Origin of the sequence: Streptomyces sp. SID8352, from assembly GCF_009862265.1 — a bacterium.
In the GTDB taxonomy this organism is placed as follows: Bacteria; Actinomycetota; Actinomycetes; order Streptomycetales; family Streptomycetaceae; genus Streptomyces.
In genome coordinates, this window is sequence record NZ_WWGX01000060.1 from 66,718 (window position 1) to 83,858 (window position 17,141).

Consider the following 17,141-nt stretch of genomic DNA (forward strand, 5'->3'; position numbering starts at 1 on the left):
GTTCCGCACGATCCCCCGGTAGGAGGGGCAGGCGGGAGGAGAACCCTCAAAGGGGTGGCAGGGCGGCGGACCGGCGGACGGCGGCCGGCCGGAAGCCGATGCCCGCCGCCGTCAGACGCGAGGTGAGCGCGTCGCCCATCGCCACCGCCGCGGTGACCTGGCCCGCGGCCCGCGGCAGGTCGTCGAGCGCCGGCGCCGGCGCGGCCTCGGCGAACATCTTCGCCGTCTCGTCGTAGCCCGGGCCGCCGCCGGAGATCTCGGTGGACACCCGCCGCCCGCCCGCCCGTGCCGACGAAGCGGACCCGGAACCAGCTCCCGGCCCGCCGCTCCGGATCGCGTCCGGCGACCGGCCGGCGCAGCCCCCGGGGCGCGTGCGCCGCCAGGTAAGCCGCGGTCAGCCGCCCGACGAACCCCGTCGTGCCGAACAGCGCGATGTCGTACGGCCTGCCGGCTCCGTCCGTCGTCGCCATGCCGCCTCCGCCGTCCCTCCGGACGCCGGCCGGCGGACCGGCCGTCCGCAGCGCGCGCCGTCGCCGGTGGCCGAGGCTAGCGTGTGGGGAGCGGGCGCACGGGGCGCCGGACCCGGACCGGAACGGGTCCGGACCCGTTCGGACCCGTTCGGACAGGCTCCCCGGGCGGCGGCCGGGCGGGCGGACTAAGCGCTTGCTCGCCCAGGCCTTGTGCCGGCCCGGACGCGTTCCTAGCATCACAGGTGTCACATCATCGGTGTCACGACGGGGGCCCCATGACCACGGCAGACGGACCCGGCGACCCGGCCGGACCCGGCGGGGCGCCGCTCCCTGCCCCGGCGCCCGCACCGTGTGCCGTGCCCGCCCTGGCCCCGGCCGCCGCGCCCGCCCCGGCCCCGGCCGCCGCGCCCGCCCCGGCCGCCGCGTGCGGACCGCTCCGGGGGGTGCGCGTCGTCGAACTCGCGGGCATCGGCCCCGGACCCTTCGCCGCCATGCTGCTCGCGGACCTCGGCGCCGACGTCGTCCGCGTCGACCGTCCGGGCGGGCCGGTCCTCGGCGTCGACCCGGCGTACGACCTCACCAACCGCAACAAGCGCTCCGTGGTCGTCGACCTCAAGGCCCCCGGCGGCGCCCGTCGGGTCCTCGCCCTGGCCGCCCGCGCCGACCTGCTGATCGAGGGCAACCGCCCCGGTGTCACGGAACGCCTCGGCGTCGGCCCCGCGGCGTGCCACGCCCGCAACCCCCGGCTGGTCTACGGCCGGATGACCGGCTGGGGCCAGGACGGCCCCCTCGCCCAGCGGGCCGGCCACGACATCGGCTACGTCGCCCTCACCGGCGCCCTCGGTCTCACCGGTGCCCCGGACACACCGCCCGCCGCCCCGGCCAACCTGCTCGGCGACTACGCGGGCGGTGCCCTCTACCTGGTGGTGGGCCTCCTCGCCGCCCTCCACCACGCCCGCGCCACCGGCACCGGACAGGTCGTCGACGCCGCCGTCGTCGACGGCACCGCCCACCTCGCCACGATGATCCACGGCATGCTCGCCGCCGGGGCCTGGCAGGACCGGCGCGGCGCCAACCTGCTCGACGGGGGCGCCCCCTTCTACGGCACCTACGAGACCGCGGACGGCGGCCACATGGCGGTCGGCGCCCTGGAACCGCGCTTCTACGCCGAGTTCACCCGGCTGCTCGGGCTGACCGGAGCGGAGGCCGACCGGGACGACCCGGCCCGCTGGAGCGCGCTGCGCGAGTCCGTCGCCGCCCGCTTCCGCACCCGTACCCGGGATGCGTGGACGGCCGTCTTCGCCGAGTCCGACGCCTGCGTCGCGCCCGTGCTGTCGCTGCGCGAGGCCCCGCACCACCCGCACCTCGCCGCCCGGGGCACCTTCACCGGCCACGGCGGCCTCACCCAGCCCGCCCCCGCCCCGCGCTTCTCCGCCACCCCCACCGCGGTGCGCACCGGCCCCGCCCGGCCCGGCGCGGACACCGCCGCGGTCGCCCGGGACTGGGGCCTGCCCGGCCTCCTCGCCGGCGGCCTCCCGGACGACGGCCCCCCGGAGGATGGCCTTCCGGAGGTTGGCCTTCCGGTCGACGGCCCCCCGGGCGACGCACGCCCGCGCCCGGACGGACCGGACCCGCGCGCCCCCGCCGCCCCGGACACCTCCGCCCGCACCGCCCCCGCCGCACCCCGCACCGCCCCGGCCCGCCCCGACTCCGCAGGGCACCCCCCTCAGCGAAAGGCCACCCCGTGACCACCGAAGCGTTTGTGTACGACGCGATCCGCACCCCGCGCGGACGCGGCAAGGCCGACGGCGCCCTGCACGGCACGAAGCCCGTCGACCTGGTCGTCGGCCTCCTCCACGAGATCCGCGCCCGCTTCCCCGGCCTCGACCCCGCCGCCGTCGACGACATCGTGCTCGGCGTCGTCAGCCCGCACGGCGACCAGGGCTCCGACATCGCCCGCATCGCGGCGATCGCCGCCGGACTGCCCGACACCGTCGCCGGCGTCCAGGAGAACCGCTTCTGCGCCTCGGGCCTGGAGGCCGTCAACATGGCCGCCGCCAAGGTGCGCTCCGGCTGGGAGGACCTGGTCCTGGCGGGCGGCGTCGAATCCATGTCGCGGGTCCCCATGGCCTCGGACGGCGGCGCCTGGTTCAACGACCCGATGACCAACCTGACCACCGGCTTCGTCCCGCAGGGCATCGGCGCCGACCTGATCGCCACCATCGAGGGCTTCTCGCGCCGCGACGTCGACGAGTACGCGGCCCTCTCCCAGGAGCGCGCGGCCACCGCCCGGAAGGAGGACCGCTTCGCCCGCTCCGTGGTCCCCGTCCTCGACCGCGCCGGGCTGACCGTCCTCGACCACGACGAGCACCCGCGCCCCGGCACCACCGCCGACTCGCTGGCCCGGCTCAAGCCGTCCTTCGCGGACATCGGGGACCTCGGCGGCTTCGACGCCGTCGCCCTGCAGAAGTACCACTGGATCGAGCGGATCGACCACGTCCACCACGCGGGCAACTCCTCCGGCATCGTCGACGGCGCCGCACTCGTCGCCGTCGGTTCCCGCGAGGCGGGCGAGCGCAACGGGATGCGCCCCCGGGCCCGGATCGTCTCCGCCGCCGTCTCCGGCTCCGAACCCACCATCATGCTCACCGGCCCCGCCCCCGCCACCCGCAAGGCGCTCGCCAGGGCCGGGCTGACCATCGACGACATCGACCTCGTCGAGATCAACGAGGCGTTCGCGGCGGTCGTCCTGCGCTTCGCCAGGGACATGGGGCTCTCCCTGGACAGGATCAACGTCAACGGCGGCGCCATCGCGCTCGGCCACCCCCTCGGGGCCACCGGCGCGATGATCCTCGGCACCCTCGTCGACGAACTGGAGCGCCAGGACAAGCGCTACGGCCTCGCCACCCTCTGCGTGGGCGGCGGCATGGGCGTCGCCACCATCGTCGAGCGCGTCTGACCCCCTCCCGACGGACCACCTGGAGCCACCCCTCATGAGCACCGAGCCCACCGCCATCCGCTGGGAGCGGGACGACACCGGTGTCGTCACCCTCGTCCTCGACGATCCCGCCCAGTCCGCGAACACCATGAACCGTGCCTTCCGCGACTCCCTGGCCGCCGTCGCGGACCGCCTGGAGGCCGAGCGGGAGACCGTCCGCGGCGTCATCCTCACCTCCGCCAAGAAGACCTTCTTCGCCGGGGGCGACCTGCGCGACCTGATCCGCGTCACCCCCGACACCGCCCAGGACCTTTTCGAGCGCGGCCTCGCCGTCAAGCGCGACCTGCGCCGCATCGAGACCCTCGGCAGGCCCGTCGTCGCCGCGCTCAACGGCGCCGCCCTCGGAGGTGGTTACGAGATCGCCCTCGCCTGCCACCACCGGGTCGCCCTGGACGCCCCCGGCTCCCGGATCGGCTGCCCCGAGGTCACCCTCGGCCTGCTGCCCGGGGGCGGCGGCGTCGTCCGCTCCGTCCGGCTGCTCGGCATCGCCGACGCCCTGCTCAAGGTCCTCCTCCAGGGCACCCGGTACAGCCCGCGCCGCGCCCTGGAGAACGGCCTGGTCGACGAGGTCGCCGACAGTCCCGACGACCTGATCGCCCGGGCCCGCGCCTTCATCGACGCCCACCCTGAGTCCGCCCAGCCCTGGGACCGACCCGGGTACCGCATCCCCGGCGGCACCCCCGCGCACCCCCGGTTCGCCGCCAACCTGCCCTCCTTCCCGGCCAATCTGCGCAAGCGGACCGCCGGGGCGCCCTACCCGGCGCCGGCCGCCGTCCTGGCCGCAGCCGTCGAGGGCGCCCAGGTCGACTTCGAGACCGCCCAGGTCGTCGAGGCCCGCTACTTCGTGGAACTGGCCGCCGGACAGACCGCGAAGAACATGATCCAGGCGTTCTTCTTCGACCTCCAGGCCGTCAACTCCGGCGCCGGCCGGCCCCGGGACGTCGAGCCCCGCACCGTACGCCGGGTCGCCGTCCTCGGCGCGGGCATGATGGGCGCCGGCATCGCCCACGCGTGCGCCCGCGCGGGCATCGACGTCGTCCTCAAGGACGTCACCCCCGAGGCCGCCCTCCGGGGCCGGCGCCACTCCGAGAAGCTGTGCGACAGGGCCGTCGCCCGGGGCCGCACCACCCGGGAGAAGGCCGACGCGCTCCTCGCCCGGATCACCCCGACCGCCGAGGCCGCCGACCTTGCGGGGTGCGACGCGGTCATCGAGGCCGTGTTCGAGGACGCCGCCCTCAAGCACAAGGTGTTCCAGGAGGTCCAGCACATCGTGGCCCCCGACGCCCTGCTCTGCTCCAACACCTCCACGCTCCCCGTCACCGCCCTCGCCGAGGGCGTCGAGCGCCAGGACGACTTCATCGGCCTGCACTTCTTCTCGCCCGTCGACAGGATGCCCCTGGTGGAGATCGTCCGGGGCGGGCGGACCGGCGACGAGGCGCTGGCCCGCGCCTTCGACCTGGTGCGGCAGATCGGCAAGACCCCCATCGTCGTCAACGACTCGCGCGGCTTCTTCACCTCCCGTGTCATCGGCCGCTTCATCAACGAGGGCGTCGCCATGGTCGGCGAGGGCGTCGAGCCCGCCTCCGTCGAGCAGGCCGCGGCCCAGGCGGGCTACCCGGCCAAGGTGCTCTCCCTGATGGACGAGCTGACGCTGACCCTCCCGCGCAGGATCCGCCAGGAGACCCGGCGGGCCGTGGAGGAGGCGGGCGGCGCCTGGACGGAGCACCCGGCCGACGCGGTCATCGACCGCATGGTCGACGAGTTCGGCCGCCCCGGGCGGGCCGGCGGCGCCGGCTTCTACGAGTACGGGGAGGACGGCACGCGCACCCGGCTGTGGCCCGGACTGCGCGAGCACTTCACCCGGCCCGGACACGGCATCCCGTTCCGGGACATGCAGGAGCGGATGCTGTTCTCCGAGGCGCTGGACACCGTCCGGCTCCTGGAGGAGGGCGTGCTGACCTCCGTGGCCGACGCCAACATCGGCTCCCTGCTCGGCATCGGCTTCCCCGGCTGGACCGGCGGCGTCCTCCAGTACATCAACGGCTACGAGGGCGGCCTGCCCGGCTTCGTCGCCCGCGCCCGCGAGCTGGCCGGGCGCTACGGCGACCGGTTCGCGCCGCCCGCGCTGCTGGTGGAGAAGGCGGAGCGGGGCGAGACCTTCAGCGACGGGCACTGACCGCCGCCGCGGGGGAGCCGGGGCCGCACCCGGGCACGGCTCCTCGCGCGGCGGGCGCTGGAAGGCGGTCGGCGGCGCCCGCACCGCGACCGGCTCCCTGGGGGCCGACGGCGACCGCCCGACCCGGGCGCCCCGAACGGCTCCCGGGGGGCACCTCCCGCGCACCGGAGGGGAACCCCGTGGGCGGGGCCGCGACGCGCCCCGCCCACGGAACGTCAGTGCTGGTGGACGGTGTTGGTCGCGGCGATCCGGCGCCACGACCGGGGCTCGGCGGGTGCCGGGGCCGCCGCCACCGCCGGTCCGGCCGCGCGTCCGGACCGGGCGGCCGGCTTCGACGGCTGGAACAGCCAGGTGTCGAACAGGGCGGCCAGCGGCCTGCCGGAGACCTCCTCGGCGTACCGGCGGAAGTCCGCGACCGACGCGTTGCCGTGGGCGTACCGGCGCGGCCAGCCCTTCAGCACGGTGAAGAACGCCCGGTCACCGATGGTCTCGCGGAGTTCCTGCACCGCCAGCGCGCCCCGGTCGTAGACCGCGGTGTGGAACTGGTTGTCCGGCCCCGGGTCGCCGGGCCGCACCGTCCAGAAGGGGGAGTCGGCCGGATAGATGGCGTAGACGTGGTCCGCCAGCTCCCGCGCCGTCCCCTCGCCCTCGTGCTCGGACCAGAGCCACTGGGCGTAGCGGGCGAAGCCCTCGTTGATCCAGATGTCCTTCCAGCCCCGCACCGACACGAGGTCCCCGTACCACTGGTGGGCCAGCTCGTGGACGACCACCGACACGTTCGACCCGTTGGCGAACTGCCGGGGGCTGTAGTACGGCCGGGTCTGGGTCTCCAGCGCGAACCCCGTGGTGGTGTTGGGCACGTAGCCGCCGACGGCGTTGTACGGATAGGGCCCGAAGTACTCGCTCAGCCAGTCGGCGATCTCGCCGGTGCGCTCCACGCTGGCCCGGGCGGCACCGGCGTTGGCGCCCAGGTCCCTGCTGTAGGCGTTGACGACGGGGATGCCGCTCTCGGTGGTGCCCGTGCTGAGGTCGAACCGGCCGACCGCCAGCGTCGCGAGGTACGTGGCCTGCGGCTTGTCGGAGCGCCAGTTCCAGCGGGTCCAGCCGAGCCGTGAACTCGTCGACTGGAGCGTTCCGTTGGAGATGGCCTGAACGCCGTCCGGGACCTGCACCGACACGTCGTAGGTGGCCTTGTCCAGCGGGTGGTCGTTGCTGGGGAACCACCAGGCGGCCGACTCCGGCTCGTTGGCGGCGATACCGCCGTCCGGGGTGCGGTGCCAGCTCGTGAAGCCGTACGCCTGCTTCGACGAGGGCACCCCGGTGTACCGGACCACGATGGTGACCTGCGTGTCCTTGCGCAGCGGGGACTTCGGGGAGACCTCCAGCTCGTGCTCGCCGGAGGTGGCGAAGGACGCCTTCGCGCCGTTCACCCGCACCTCCTCCACATCCAGCAGGAAGTCCAGGTCGAAGCGGTCGAGGTCCTGGGTGGTGCGCGCCAGGATGGTCGCCGTGCCCTCCAGCAGGTCCGTGGCCGGCTGGTACCGCAGGCGCAGGTCGTAGTGGGAGACGTCGTAGCCGCCGTTGCCGTACGTCGGGTAGTAGGGGTCACCGATGCCCGGAGCGCCGGGGGAGTGGGCCGCGGCCGACGCCGGGATCGCCAGCATCAGGGAGGCGGCGCCGAGTGCGCCGGGTACAAGGATTCTGCGGTGCACGGAAGCTCCAAGTCGTAGGGGCGGTAGGGGTGTTCGGAGCCTAATGAGACCCGGGGCCGTCCGCCGTGTCGACGGGGCCACCGGACACACGATCGTCATCCGGCCGCCACACGACCCCCGGCGCGCACCCCGCCACACGACCCCCGGCGCGCACCCCGGCGCACGTCCCCGCCCGCGCCCCGCCCGCCCCACACCGCCCGGTCGCCGACGGCACCGTCCCGCCCTCCCCGCACCTTCCACGGCGGGCCGCCCGCCGCCCCGTCAGACCCCGGCGGCCAGCCGCGCCGCCTCCTCCGCGCAGCCCCAGGCGACGGTGATCCCGCCGCCGCCGTGCCCGTAGTTGTGCACCAGGACCCGCCCGTCCGGCAGCGCGCGGCGCTCCAGCCGCACCGTGTCCCGGGCCGGCCGCAGCCCCACCCGGTGCTCCAGCACCCGCGCCCCGGCGATCTCCGGCCGCAGGGCCGCGCAGCGCCGGACGATCGCCGCCGCCACCGCCGGGTCCGGCTCCGCCGACCAGGCGTCCTCCTCCGCCGTGCCGCCCAGGAGGAGGCGGCCGGGCTGCGGGAAGAAGTACGCCATCTCGCCCGAGACCGGGTCGGTGGAGACCACCCAGGTGCGGATGCCCGGGTTCTCCACCACGACCAACTGCCCCCGTACCGGCCGCACCGACGGGTCCGGGACCAGCTCCCGGGCGCCCAGCCCGGTGCAGTTGACCACCACCGGCGCGTCCGCCTCCGACAGCCGGGCCACCGCCCGGCTCTCCACGGTGCCGCCCGCCGCCAGCAGCCGCGCGCGCAGCCACGGCAGATGGGCCGCCATGTCGATCAGCGGCAGCCGGGCCCACAGCCCCGTCCCGGCGTACTCCCCGGCCGTCGCCGCCCGCAGTCCCGGCAGCCGGGCCGCGGCCCAGCCCTCGACCTCCTCCCGGCCGGTCTCGCCGAGGACCCCCTCGACCATCCGGACCCCGGTCTCCCCGGGGCGCGCCGCCAACTCCTCGTACACGTCGAGCGAGCGCAGCGCCCACCGCCGGGCCAGTGCCACCGGTTCCACCCGGTACGGCCACCACAGCGCCCCGGCCACGGCCGACGTGGTCCGCTCGACGGGCTCCCGCGTCCACAGCCGCACCCGCCGGCCGCGCTCGGCGAGGACCACGGCGGTGGTCAGCCCGATCACCCCGCCACCCAGTACGACGATCTCGTCTTCCGTTCCACTCGTCACATCCGGGACGATAGGCCCCGGCCGCCGGACCACGGGAGACCCTCGGGCGTGTGTGACCGGGCGGCACGGGCCGGGATGGCGCCGGGACCGCGAAGGAGCGGCGCCGGGACCGGGCCGGGCCCCGAGTGCGTCCCGTACCAAGGCCCCGGGCCCGGCGAGCCGAGTGCACGCACCTGAGGCCGCGCGGCCGCCCCACGGCCGCCCCACGGCCGCCCCACGGCCGCCCCACGGCCGCCCCACGGCCGCCCCACGGGCGCCCCACGGGCGACGACGGCGACGGTCGGACAGGCCCTAGGATCGGTGCCCTGATGACTGCCACCCTCGTCGCCAAGAACCTCGCCGCCGGCCACGGCGAGCGCGCCCTGTTCACCGGAGTCGACCTCGTCGTCGCGCCCGGTGACGTGATCGGTCTCGTCGGGGCCAACGGCGCCGGCAAGTCCACCCTGCTGCGGATGCTCGCCGGGCTGGCGACCCCGGAGCAGGGCGGGCTGAGCCTGTCCCCGCCGTCCGCCACCGTCGGCCATCTTCCGCAGGAGCCCGAGCGCCGGCCCGGCGAGACCGTCCGGGACTTCCTCGCCCGCCGCACCGGGGTCGCCGAGGCCCAGCGCGTCATGGACGAGGCGACCGAGTCCCTGGTCGAGGGCGCCCCCGGCGCCGACGACGCCTACGCCACGGCCCTGGAGCGCTGGCTCGCCCTGGGTGGCGCCGACCTCGACGAGCGGGCCGAGGAGGTCGCCGCGACCCTCGGGCTGACGGTCGGCCCGGACCAGCTCATGACCTCGCTCTCCGGCGGCCAGGCGGCCCGGGCCGGTCTCGCCTCGCTCCTGCTCTCCCGCTACGACGTCTTCCTGCTCGACGAGCCGACCAACGACCTCGACCTGGACGGCCTGGAGCGCCTCGAACGCTTCGTCCGCTCGCTCCGCGCCGGGACCGTCCTGGTCAGCCACGACCGCGAGTTCCTCGCCCGCACCGTCACCAAGGTCCTCGAACTCGACCTCGCCCAGCAGCGGGTCAACCTCTACGGCGGCGGCTACGAGGCCTATCTGGAGGAGCGCGCGGTGGCCCGCCGGCACGCCCGCGACGAGTACGAGGAGTACGCCGACAAACGGGCCGCCCTCCAGGACCGGGCCCAGACCCAGCGCGCCTGGATGGACAAGGGCGTCAAGAACGCCCGGCGCAAGGCGGGCGCCGACAACGACAAGATCGGCCGCAAGTTCCGCAGCGAGGCCAGCGAGAAGCAGGCCGCCAAGGCCCGCCAGACCCAGCGCATGATCGAACGGCTGGAGGTGGTCGAGGAGCCGCGCAAGGAGTGGGAGCTGCGCATGGAGATCGCCTCGGCCCCGCGGTCCGGCGCGGTCGTCGCCACCCTCCGGGACGCCGAGGTCCGCCGCGGCGGCTTCACCCTCGGCCCGGTCACCCTCCAGGTCGACTGGGCCGACCGGATCGCCCTCACCGGCGCCAACGGCGCGGGCAAGTCCACGCTGCTCGGCGCCCTGCTGGGCCGCGTCCCGCTGGACGCCGGTCACGCGGGGCTCGGCTCCGGCGTGCTGCTCGGCGAGGTGGACCAGGCGCGCGCGGTCTTCCACGGCCCCGAACCGCTGCTGGACGCCTTCCGCGGCGCCGTCCCCGACACCGAACCGGCCGAGGTGCGCACCCTGCTGGCCAAGTTCGGTCTCAAGGCGGATCACGTGCTGCGCCCGGCGGCCACCCTCTCCCCGGGCGAGCGCACCCGGGCCGCCCTCGCCCTCCTCCAGGGCCGGGGCGTCAACCTCCTCGTCCTGGACGAGCCGACCAACCACCTCGACCTGCCCGCCATCGAACAGCTCGAGGCCGCCCTCGACAGCTACGAGGGCACCCTGCTCCTGGTGACCCACGACCGCCGCATGCTCGACGCCGTACACCTGACCCGACGCCTGCACCTGACCGACGGCGCCCTCACCGAGCACACATAGGACCTCTCGTTTGGATCAGGCCGGGCTCGCGGGCCCTGGCACCGCGCCTCGCCGCGTTGTCGTCGGTCGTCAGGGCTCCGCCCCGACTCCTTCCTCCGCCCTGCGACACATGGCGCCGGACCCCGCTCCCTGATCCGGCCTGATCCAGACGAAAGACCCCAGGTCCCCCGCCGCCCTTCCCCACCCGGACGGTGCCGGGGAGGGGCGCCCCGGGCCGGGGCCCGGCCCGCGCCGCCGCCCGCGTCCCGGCGAGCAGGGTCCCGGCGGCCCCCGCCCGGACCCCGGTGGACCCCGCGCCCAACGGCCCCCGCGCCCCCGGGGCCGACCGCCCCCGCGCCCCCGTGCCCCGCGCACGGCCACGCATCCGCACCCGGCCGGGAGGAACCGCCCCTCCCGGCCGCCGGTGCGCCCGGCGTATTCCCGCGCGCCCTCGGCCCGGCGCGGTGGCGGGGCGTTCGGACCCCGCCCCGCCGCCCCTCGTCAGGGAGCCGTCAAAGGTGGCCGGGGCGCCGTATCGAAGGCGTCAACGGACCTCGTGAGCGGGCCCCGCACGGCTGTTTGCTTCAAGGCGTCCGATCCGCTCGCCGGATGACCCGACGCCCAAGGAGCCAGCGATGGCCGACCTGGCCTTCGTCCTCACCACCACCGCGGTCTTCGCGCTGGTGGCTCTCGTCGCCCGGGGGGTGGCGAAGCTGTGACCGCCGAGAACATCGTCGGCCTGGTCGTGGCGGTCGCCCTGCTGGGCTACCTCGTCCTCGCCCTGCTCTTCCCGGAGAGGTTCTGAGAGCCGCATGGGTCCCGTAACCGCCGGTGTGCTCCAACTGCTCGCCCTGGTGGCGGCACTGGCACTGCTCCACGTCCCGCTGGGCGACCACATGGCCCGGACCTACGGCTCCACCCGCCACCTGCGGGTCGAGCGGTGGATCTACCGGGGGATCGGAGCCGATCCCGACGCCGGGATGCGCTGGCCCGCGTACCTGCGCGCCGTCCTCGCCCTCTCCGCCGTCGGCGTCCTCCTCCTCTACCTGCTCCAGCGGCTGCAGGGCGTCCTGCCCGGCTCCTACGGCTTCGGGCCGGTGGGCCCGGGGCAGGCGTTCAACACGGCCGCGTCCTTCGTCGCCAACACCAACTGGCAGTCCTACGCGGGCGAGCAGACGATGGGCCACGTGGTGCAGACCGCCGGTCTGACCGTGCAGAACTTCGTCTCGGCGGCGGTGGGCATGGCCGTGGCCATCGCCCTGGTGCGCGGCTTCACCCGCTCCCGCACCGGTGAACTGGGCAACTTCTGGGCCGATCTGGTGCGCGGCGTGGTGCGGGTGCTGCTGCCCGTCGCGGCGGCCGGGGCGCTGGTCCTGGTCGCCTGCGGCGCCCTGCAGAACCTCTCCGGCATCCACGACGTGGGCCAGTTCACCGGCGGCGCCCAGCAGTGGAACGGCGGCGCGATCGCCTCCCAGGAGGCCATCAAGGTGCTGGGCACCAACGGCGGCGGCTACTTCAACGCCAACAGCGCCCACCCCTTCGAGAACCCGACCCCGTTCAGCAACCTCTTCCAGGTCTTCCTGATCCTGCTGATCCCGTTCGCGCTGACCCGCACCTTCGGAGTGATGGCCGGATCGGTGCGGCAGGGCCGGGCGGTCCTCGGCACCATGGCCGCCCTCTGGCTCGGCTTCACCGCCCTGATGATGTGGGCCGAGTTCTCCCACCACGGCCCCGCGCTCCAGGCGGCGGGCGGGGCCATGGAGGGCAAGGAGGTGCGCTTCGGCGTCGGCGGCTCCGCGATCTTCGCGGTGGCCACGACGATGACCTCGACCGGCGCGGTGGACTCCTTCCACTCCTCGTTCACCGGGCTGGGCGGCGGCATCGCGCTGGCCGGGATGATGCTGGGCGAGGTCGCGCCCGGCGGTACCGGCTCCGGGCTGTACGGGATGCTCGTCATGGCGGTCGTCGCGGTGTTCGTCGCCGGACTGCTGGTCGGCCGCACCCCCGAGTACCTGGGCAAGCGGATCGGGCCCCGGGAGATGAAGCTCGCGGCGCTCAACATCCTCGTCACCCCGGCCCTGGTGCTGGTGCTCACCGCCGCCTCGATGGCGCTGCCCACCCCGCCGTCCTCGATCCTCAACCCCGGCGCGCACGGCCTCTCCGAGGTGCTCTACGCCTTCACCTCGGCCGCCAACAACAACGGCTCCGCCTTCGCGGGGCTCGCCGCCGACACCGACTGGTACAACACCACGACCGGGCTCGCCATGCTGCTGGGCCGGTTCCTGCCCATGGTGTTCGTCCTCGCCCTGGCCGGTTCGCTCGCCGGGCAGCGGCCCGTCCCGGTCACCGCCGGGACGCTGCGCACCGAGAAGCCGCTCTTCGCCGGACTGCTGGCGGGCGCGGTCCTCATCGTCACCGGTCTCACCTACTTCCCGGCCCTCGCCCTGGGCCCGCTGGCCGAGGGGCTGGCGTGACGACCACCCGTACACGGAGGCACGAGGACACCATGTCCACCGCCACACCCGCCCGGACGTCCCCCGACGACGCCCCCGCCGCCCGCCGTCCGTCCGCCGGGGCCCGCCCCGGCGCCGGACTCCTCGGCCCCGCCCTGGCCGGGGCCCTGCCGGGGGCGCTGCGCAAGCTGGACCCCCGGGCGCAACTCGCCTCGCCCGTGATGTTCGTCGTGTGGACGGGCTCGGTGCTGACCACCGTCCTCGCCGTCACCGACCCCGGCGACCCGTTCGGCTGGGCGGTCAGCGCCTGGCTCTGGCTGACCGTGCTCTTCGCCAACCTGGCGGAGGCGGTGGCCGAGGGCAGGGGCCGGGCGCAGGCCGAGAGCCTGCGCAGGGCCAGGACCGGCACCGTCGCCCGGCGGCTGCGCGCGGACGGAACCGAGGAGCGGGTGCCCGGCACCGGGCTCGCCGTCGGCGACCGGGTGGTCTGCGAGGCCGGGGACGCCGTGCCCGGCGACGGCGACGTCGTCGAGGGCGTGGCCTCGGTGGACGAGTCGGCGATCACCGGCGAGTCCGCCCCGGTCATCCGGGAGTCCGGCGGCGACCGGTCCGCCGTCACCGGCGGCACGAGGGTGCTGTCCGACCGGATCGTCGTCCGGATCACGGCCCGGCCCGGCGAGACCTTCATCGACCGGATGATCGGTCTCGTGGAGGGCGCGGCCCGCCAGCGCACGCCCAACGAGACCGCCCTGAACATCCTGCTCGCCTCGCTGACCATCGTCTTCCTGCTGGCCTGCGCCACGCTCCCGCCGCTGGCCGGGCACAGCGGGGCCCGCCCGACGACGACCGTCCTGGTGGCGCTGCTGGTCTGCCTCATCCCCACCACCATCGGCGCCCTGCTCTCCGCCATCGGCATCGCGGGCATGGACCGGCTGGTGCGGCGCAACGTGCTGGCGATGTCCGGCCGCGCGGTCGAGGCCGCCGGGGACGTCTCCACGCTGCTGCTGGACAAGACCGGCACCATCACCCACGGCAACCGGCGGGCCACCGGGTTCGTCGCCGTCGGCGGAGCGACGGAGGCGGAGGTGGCGGAGGCGGCCCGGCTCTCCTCACTGGCCGACGAGACCCCCGAGGGCCGCTCGGTCGTCGCCCTCGCCGAGGAACTCCACGGCGAGGGCGACGCCGGGCGGCGGGCGCCGCGGGGCGCCGAGTGGGTCCCCTTCACCGCGCAGACCCGGATGTCCGGCGTCGACGTCGGCGGGCGCGCGGTCCGCAAGGGCGCCGCCGCGTCGGTGGCCGCCTGGGTGACCGCGCGCGGCGGTCTGGTCCCCCCGGACGCGCTGCGCCGGGCCGACGACATCGCGGCGGCGGGCGGCACCCCGCTGCTGGTGGCGACCGGGGACGCGGACGGAGCCCGCGTCCTGGGCGTCGTCCACCTCAAGGACGTGGTCAAGGACGGCATGCCGGAGCGGTTCGCGGAGCTGCGCCGCATGGGCATCAGAACGGTGATGATCACCGGCGACAACCCCCTGACCGCGCGGGCCGTCGCCGAGGAGGCGGGCGTCGACGACTTCCTCGCCGAGGCCACCCCCGAGGACAAGATGGCGCTGATCGAACGGGAGCAGGCCGGCGGCAGGCTGGTCGCGATGACCGGCGACGGCACCAACGACGCCCCGGCCCTGGCCCGGGCGGACGTGGGCGTGGCGATGAACACCGGCACGTCGGCCGCCAAGGAGGCCGGCAACATGGTGGACCTGGACTCCGACCCCACCAAGCTCATCGAGATCGTCGGGATCGGCAAGCAACTGCTCATCACCCGGGGCGCGCTGACCACCTTCTCCCTCGCCAACGACGTCGCCAAGTACTTCGCGATCATCCCGGCGCTGTTCGCCGCGGCGCATCCGGGGCTGGACGCGCTCAACCTGATGCGGCTCTCCTCGCCGCACTCCGCGATCCTCTCCGCGGTGATCTTCAACGCGCTGGTCATCGTGGCCCTGGTGCCCCTCGCCCTGCGGGGCGTGCGCCACCGCCCGATGAGCGCGGACCGGATGCTCCGCCGCAACCTCGCCGTCTACGGGCTCGGCGGCCTGGCCGCCCCCTTCCTCGGCATCAAGCTCATCGACCTGCTCCTCTCCCTCGTCCCCGGGCTCTGACGCCCCGAAAGCGTGCCGACCGCCATGGACAACTCCGTCTTCCGTACGCTCCGTCCGCTCGGAGCGGGCCTGCGGGCCCTGCTCGCCCTCACCCTCCTCACCGGCGTCCTCTACCCCCTCGCCGTCACCGGCGCCGCCCAGGCGCTCCTGCCCGGCCGGGCGAACGGCTCCGAGGTGCGCGCCGACGGCCGCACCGCAGGCTCCGCGCTGATCGGCCAGTCGTACGACCTGCCGTCCGGCGGGACCGGGGAGGAAGCGCGGCCCGACCCGAGGTGGTTCCAGGGCCGCCCCCGGGAGGGCCTGGGCACCAACAGCCTCAACACCCGCTACGACCTCCTCGTCTCCGGCGCGAGCAACCTCGCCGCCGACAACCCCGTCCTCGTCCGGCGGGTCCGGGCCGCGCGGGCCGCCGTCGTCCGGGACAACTCCGTCCCCGGCCACCCGGTGGACCCCGCCGCCGTCCCCGCCGACGCCGTCACCTCCTCCGGCTCCGGCCTTGACCCCCACATCTCCCCGGCCTACGCCGCCCTCCAGGCCCCCCGGGTCGCCCTGCGCAACGACCTGCCTCTCGCGCGGGTGCGGGAACTCGTCGGCCGGCACACCGAGGGCCGCACCCTCGGGTTCATCGGCGAGCCCCGGGTCAACGTGCTCGCCCTGAACATCGCGCTGCGCGGGCTCGTGGCGGAGGCGGACCGATGACGACCGCCGCCCGCCCGCGGGCCACACCCCCGGCACCCCTCCCGGCCGCCTCCGCCGTGCCCGCCCCGCCCCCGCCGCCCGGCCGCGCACCGCAGGCGCCGCCCGTGCCCGCGACCCGCCTGCTGGTGGTGGAGGACGACGCCCGGCTGGCCCGCGCGCTGCTCCTCAACCTCCGGGCCCGCGACTACGAGGCCGACGCCGCGCCCGACGGGGCCACCGCGCTGCGCACCGCGCGGGTCCGGCGGCCCGACGTGGTCCTGCTGGACCTCGGCCTGACCGACATGGACGGCGTCGACGTCATCAGGGCGCTGCGCGGCTGGACCGGGGTGCCCGTCCTGGTGCTCTCCGCGCGGCACGCGTCCGGGGAGAAGGTCGCCGCGCTGGACGCCGGGGCGGACGACTACATCACCAAGCCCTTCAGCATGGACGAACTGCTGGCCCGGGTCAGGGCCGCCGTCCGCCGCACCGAGGGCGCCGCACCGGCGGCGGAGGTCTCCAGGGTCGAGACGGACACCTTCACCGTCGACCTGTCCGCCCGGCGGACCGTGCGCGACGGCCAGGAGGTGCGGCTGACCCCGACCGAGTGGCACCTGCTGGAGATCCTGGTGACCAGCCCCGGACGGCTGGTCACCCAGCGGCACCTGCTCCACGAGGTCTGGGGCACCTCCCAGCGCGGCCGGAGCAACTACCTGCGGGTCTACATGGCCCGGTTGCGGCGCAAACTGGAGGCCGACCCCTCCCACCCCCGGTACCTGATCACCGAGCCCGGCATGGGCTACCGCTTCGAGGGATGACCATGGCACGCGGCAGACTCCGGATCTACCTCGGCGCCGCGCCCGGCGTCGGCAAGACCTACGCCATGCTCTCCGAGGCGCACCGGCGCGTCGAGCGCGGCACCGACTGCGCCGTGGGGTTCGTCGAGCACCACGGACGGCCCCGCACCGAGCTGATGCTGAGCGGGCTGGAGCGGATCCCCCGCGTCCGGCTGGACCACCGCGGCGGCGCCTTCACGGAGATGGACCTGGACGCGGTGCTGGCCCGCCGCCCGGCGGTCGCCCTGGTCGACGAACTCGCGCACACCAACGTCCCCGGCTCGCGCAACGCCAAGCGCTGGCAGGACGTGGAGGAACTGCTCGCCGCGGGCATCGACGTGGTCTCCACCGTCAACATCCAGCACCTGGAGTCCCTCGGCGACGTCGTCGAGTCCATCACCGGGGTCCGCCAGCGCGAGACCGTGCCCGACGAGGTGGTCCGCCGCGCCGACCAGATCGAACTGGTCGACATGTCGCCCCAGGCGCTGCGCCGCCGCATGGCCCACGGCAACATCTACC

At 75.4% G+C, this 17,141-nt stretch carries 11 protein-coding genes and 2 pseudogenes; 10 read left to right on the plus strand and 3 right to left on the minus strand.

Annotated elements, in window-relative coordinates; all coding sequences use genetic code 11:
• Positions 1-46: 46 nt before the first annotated feature.
• Positions 47-341: pseudogene (locus GTY84_RS19585) on the minus strand (saccharopine dehydrogenase); the annotation flags it as partial.
• Between the two features lie 404 nt (positions 342-745).
• Here GTY84_RS19585 and GTY84_RS19590 point away from each other — a divergent pair.
• Genes GTY84_RS19590 through GTY84_RS19600 form a run of 3 tightly spaced genes read left to right on the plus strand, consistent with a single transcriptional unit; the run spans position 746 to position 5,644 of the window.
• Positions 746-2,218, plus strand: coding sequence for a CaiB/BaiF CoA-transferase family protein (locus tag GTY84_RS19590; protein WP_237532404.1), 1,473 nt, complete (start codon positions 746-748; stop codon positions 2,216-2,218).
• Positions 2,215-3,429 carry an acetyl-CoA C-acetyltransferase gene (locus GTY84_RS19595; RefSeq protein WP_161227595.1) on the plus strand — a complete coding sequence of 405 codons (1,215 nt, stop codon included), beginning with the start codon at positions 2,215-2,217 and terminating at the stop codon, positions 3,427-3,429. Before GTY84_RS19590 ends, GTY84_RS19595 begins: the two co-directional genes overlap by 4 nt.
• A 34-nt stretch (positions 3,430-3,463) precedes the next feature.
• Positions 3,464-5,644, plus strand: coding sequence for a 3-hydroxyacyl-CoA dehydrogenase NAD-binding domain-containing protein (locus tag GTY84_RS19600; RefSeq protein WP_161227596.1), 2,181 nt, complete (start codon positions 3,464-3,466; stop codon positions 5,642-5,644).
• Between the two features lie 215 nt (positions 5,645-5,859).
• Here GTY84_RS19600 and GTY84_RS19605 read toward each other — a convergent pair whose 3' ends face one another.
• On the minus strand, positions 5,860-7,356 hold the full coding sequence (locus GTY84_RS19605) for a M1 family metallopeptidase (protein ID WP_345943488.1): 1,497 nt from the start codon (positions 7,354-7,356) through the stop codon (positions 5,860-5,862).
• 261 nt (positions 7,357-7,617) lie between these two features.
• Complete coding sequence (locus GTY84_RS19610; RefSeq protein WP_161227598.1) at positions 7,618-8,574, minus strand: FAD-dependent oxidoreductase; 957 nt, start codon at positions 8,572-8,574, stop codon at positions 7,618-7,620.
• Positions 8,575-8,882: 308 nt separating this feature from the next.
• Between GTY84_RS19610 and GTY84_RS19615 the strand changes: the two genes are divergently transcribed.
• From GTY84_RS19615 to GTY84_RS19645, 7 genes and pseudogenes are all read left to right on the plus strand, one after another.
• Positions 8,883-10,526 (plus strand): ABC-F family ATP-binding cassette domain-containing protein, encoded by a 1,644-nt coding sequence (locus GTY84_RS19615; protein ID WP_161227599.1) that lies wholly within the window; start codon positions 8,883-8,885, stop codon positions 10,524-10,526.
• 694 nt (positions 10,527-11,220) lie between these two features.
• The gene (kdpF, locus tag GTY84_RS19620) at positions 11,221-11,310 is read left to right on the plus strand and encodes a K(+)-transporting ATPase subunit F (protein WP_037727062.1); all 90 of its coding nucleotides are present in this window, start codon (positions 11,221-11,223) and stop codon (positions 11,308-11,310) included.
• A gap of 7 nt (positions 11,311-11,317) precedes the next feature.
• A complete protein-coding gene (kdpA, locus tag GTY84_RS19625) occupies positions 11,318-12,979 on the plus strand; it encodes a potassium-transporting ATPase subunit KdpA (RefSeq protein ID WP_161227600.1) in 1,662 nt (553 codons plus the stop codon).
• Positions 12,980-13,011: 32 nt separating this feature from the next.
• Entirely contained in the window at positions 13,012-15,111 is a 2,100-nt protein-coding gene (kdpB, locus tag GTY84_RS19630; protein ID WP_161227611.1) for a potassium-transporting ATPase subunit KdpB, read from the plus strand.
• A 24-nt stretch (positions 15,112-15,135) separates the two neighbouring features.
• A complete protein-coding gene (gene kdpC, locus GTY84_RS19635; RefSeq protein ID WP_161227612.1) occupies positions 15,136-15,810 on the plus strand; it encodes a K(+)-transporting ATPase subunit C in 675 nt (224 codons plus the stop codon).
• Positions 15,811-15,914: 104 nt separating this feature from the next.
• A complete protein-coding gene (locus GTY84_RS19640; protein WP_265296040.1) occupies positions 15,915-16,604 on the plus strand; it encodes a response regulator in 690 nt (229 codons plus the stop codon).
• A gap of 2 nt (positions 16,605-16,606) precedes the next feature.
• Positions 16,607-17,141: pseudogene (locus GTY84_RS19645) on the plus strand (histidine kinase); the annotation flags it as partial.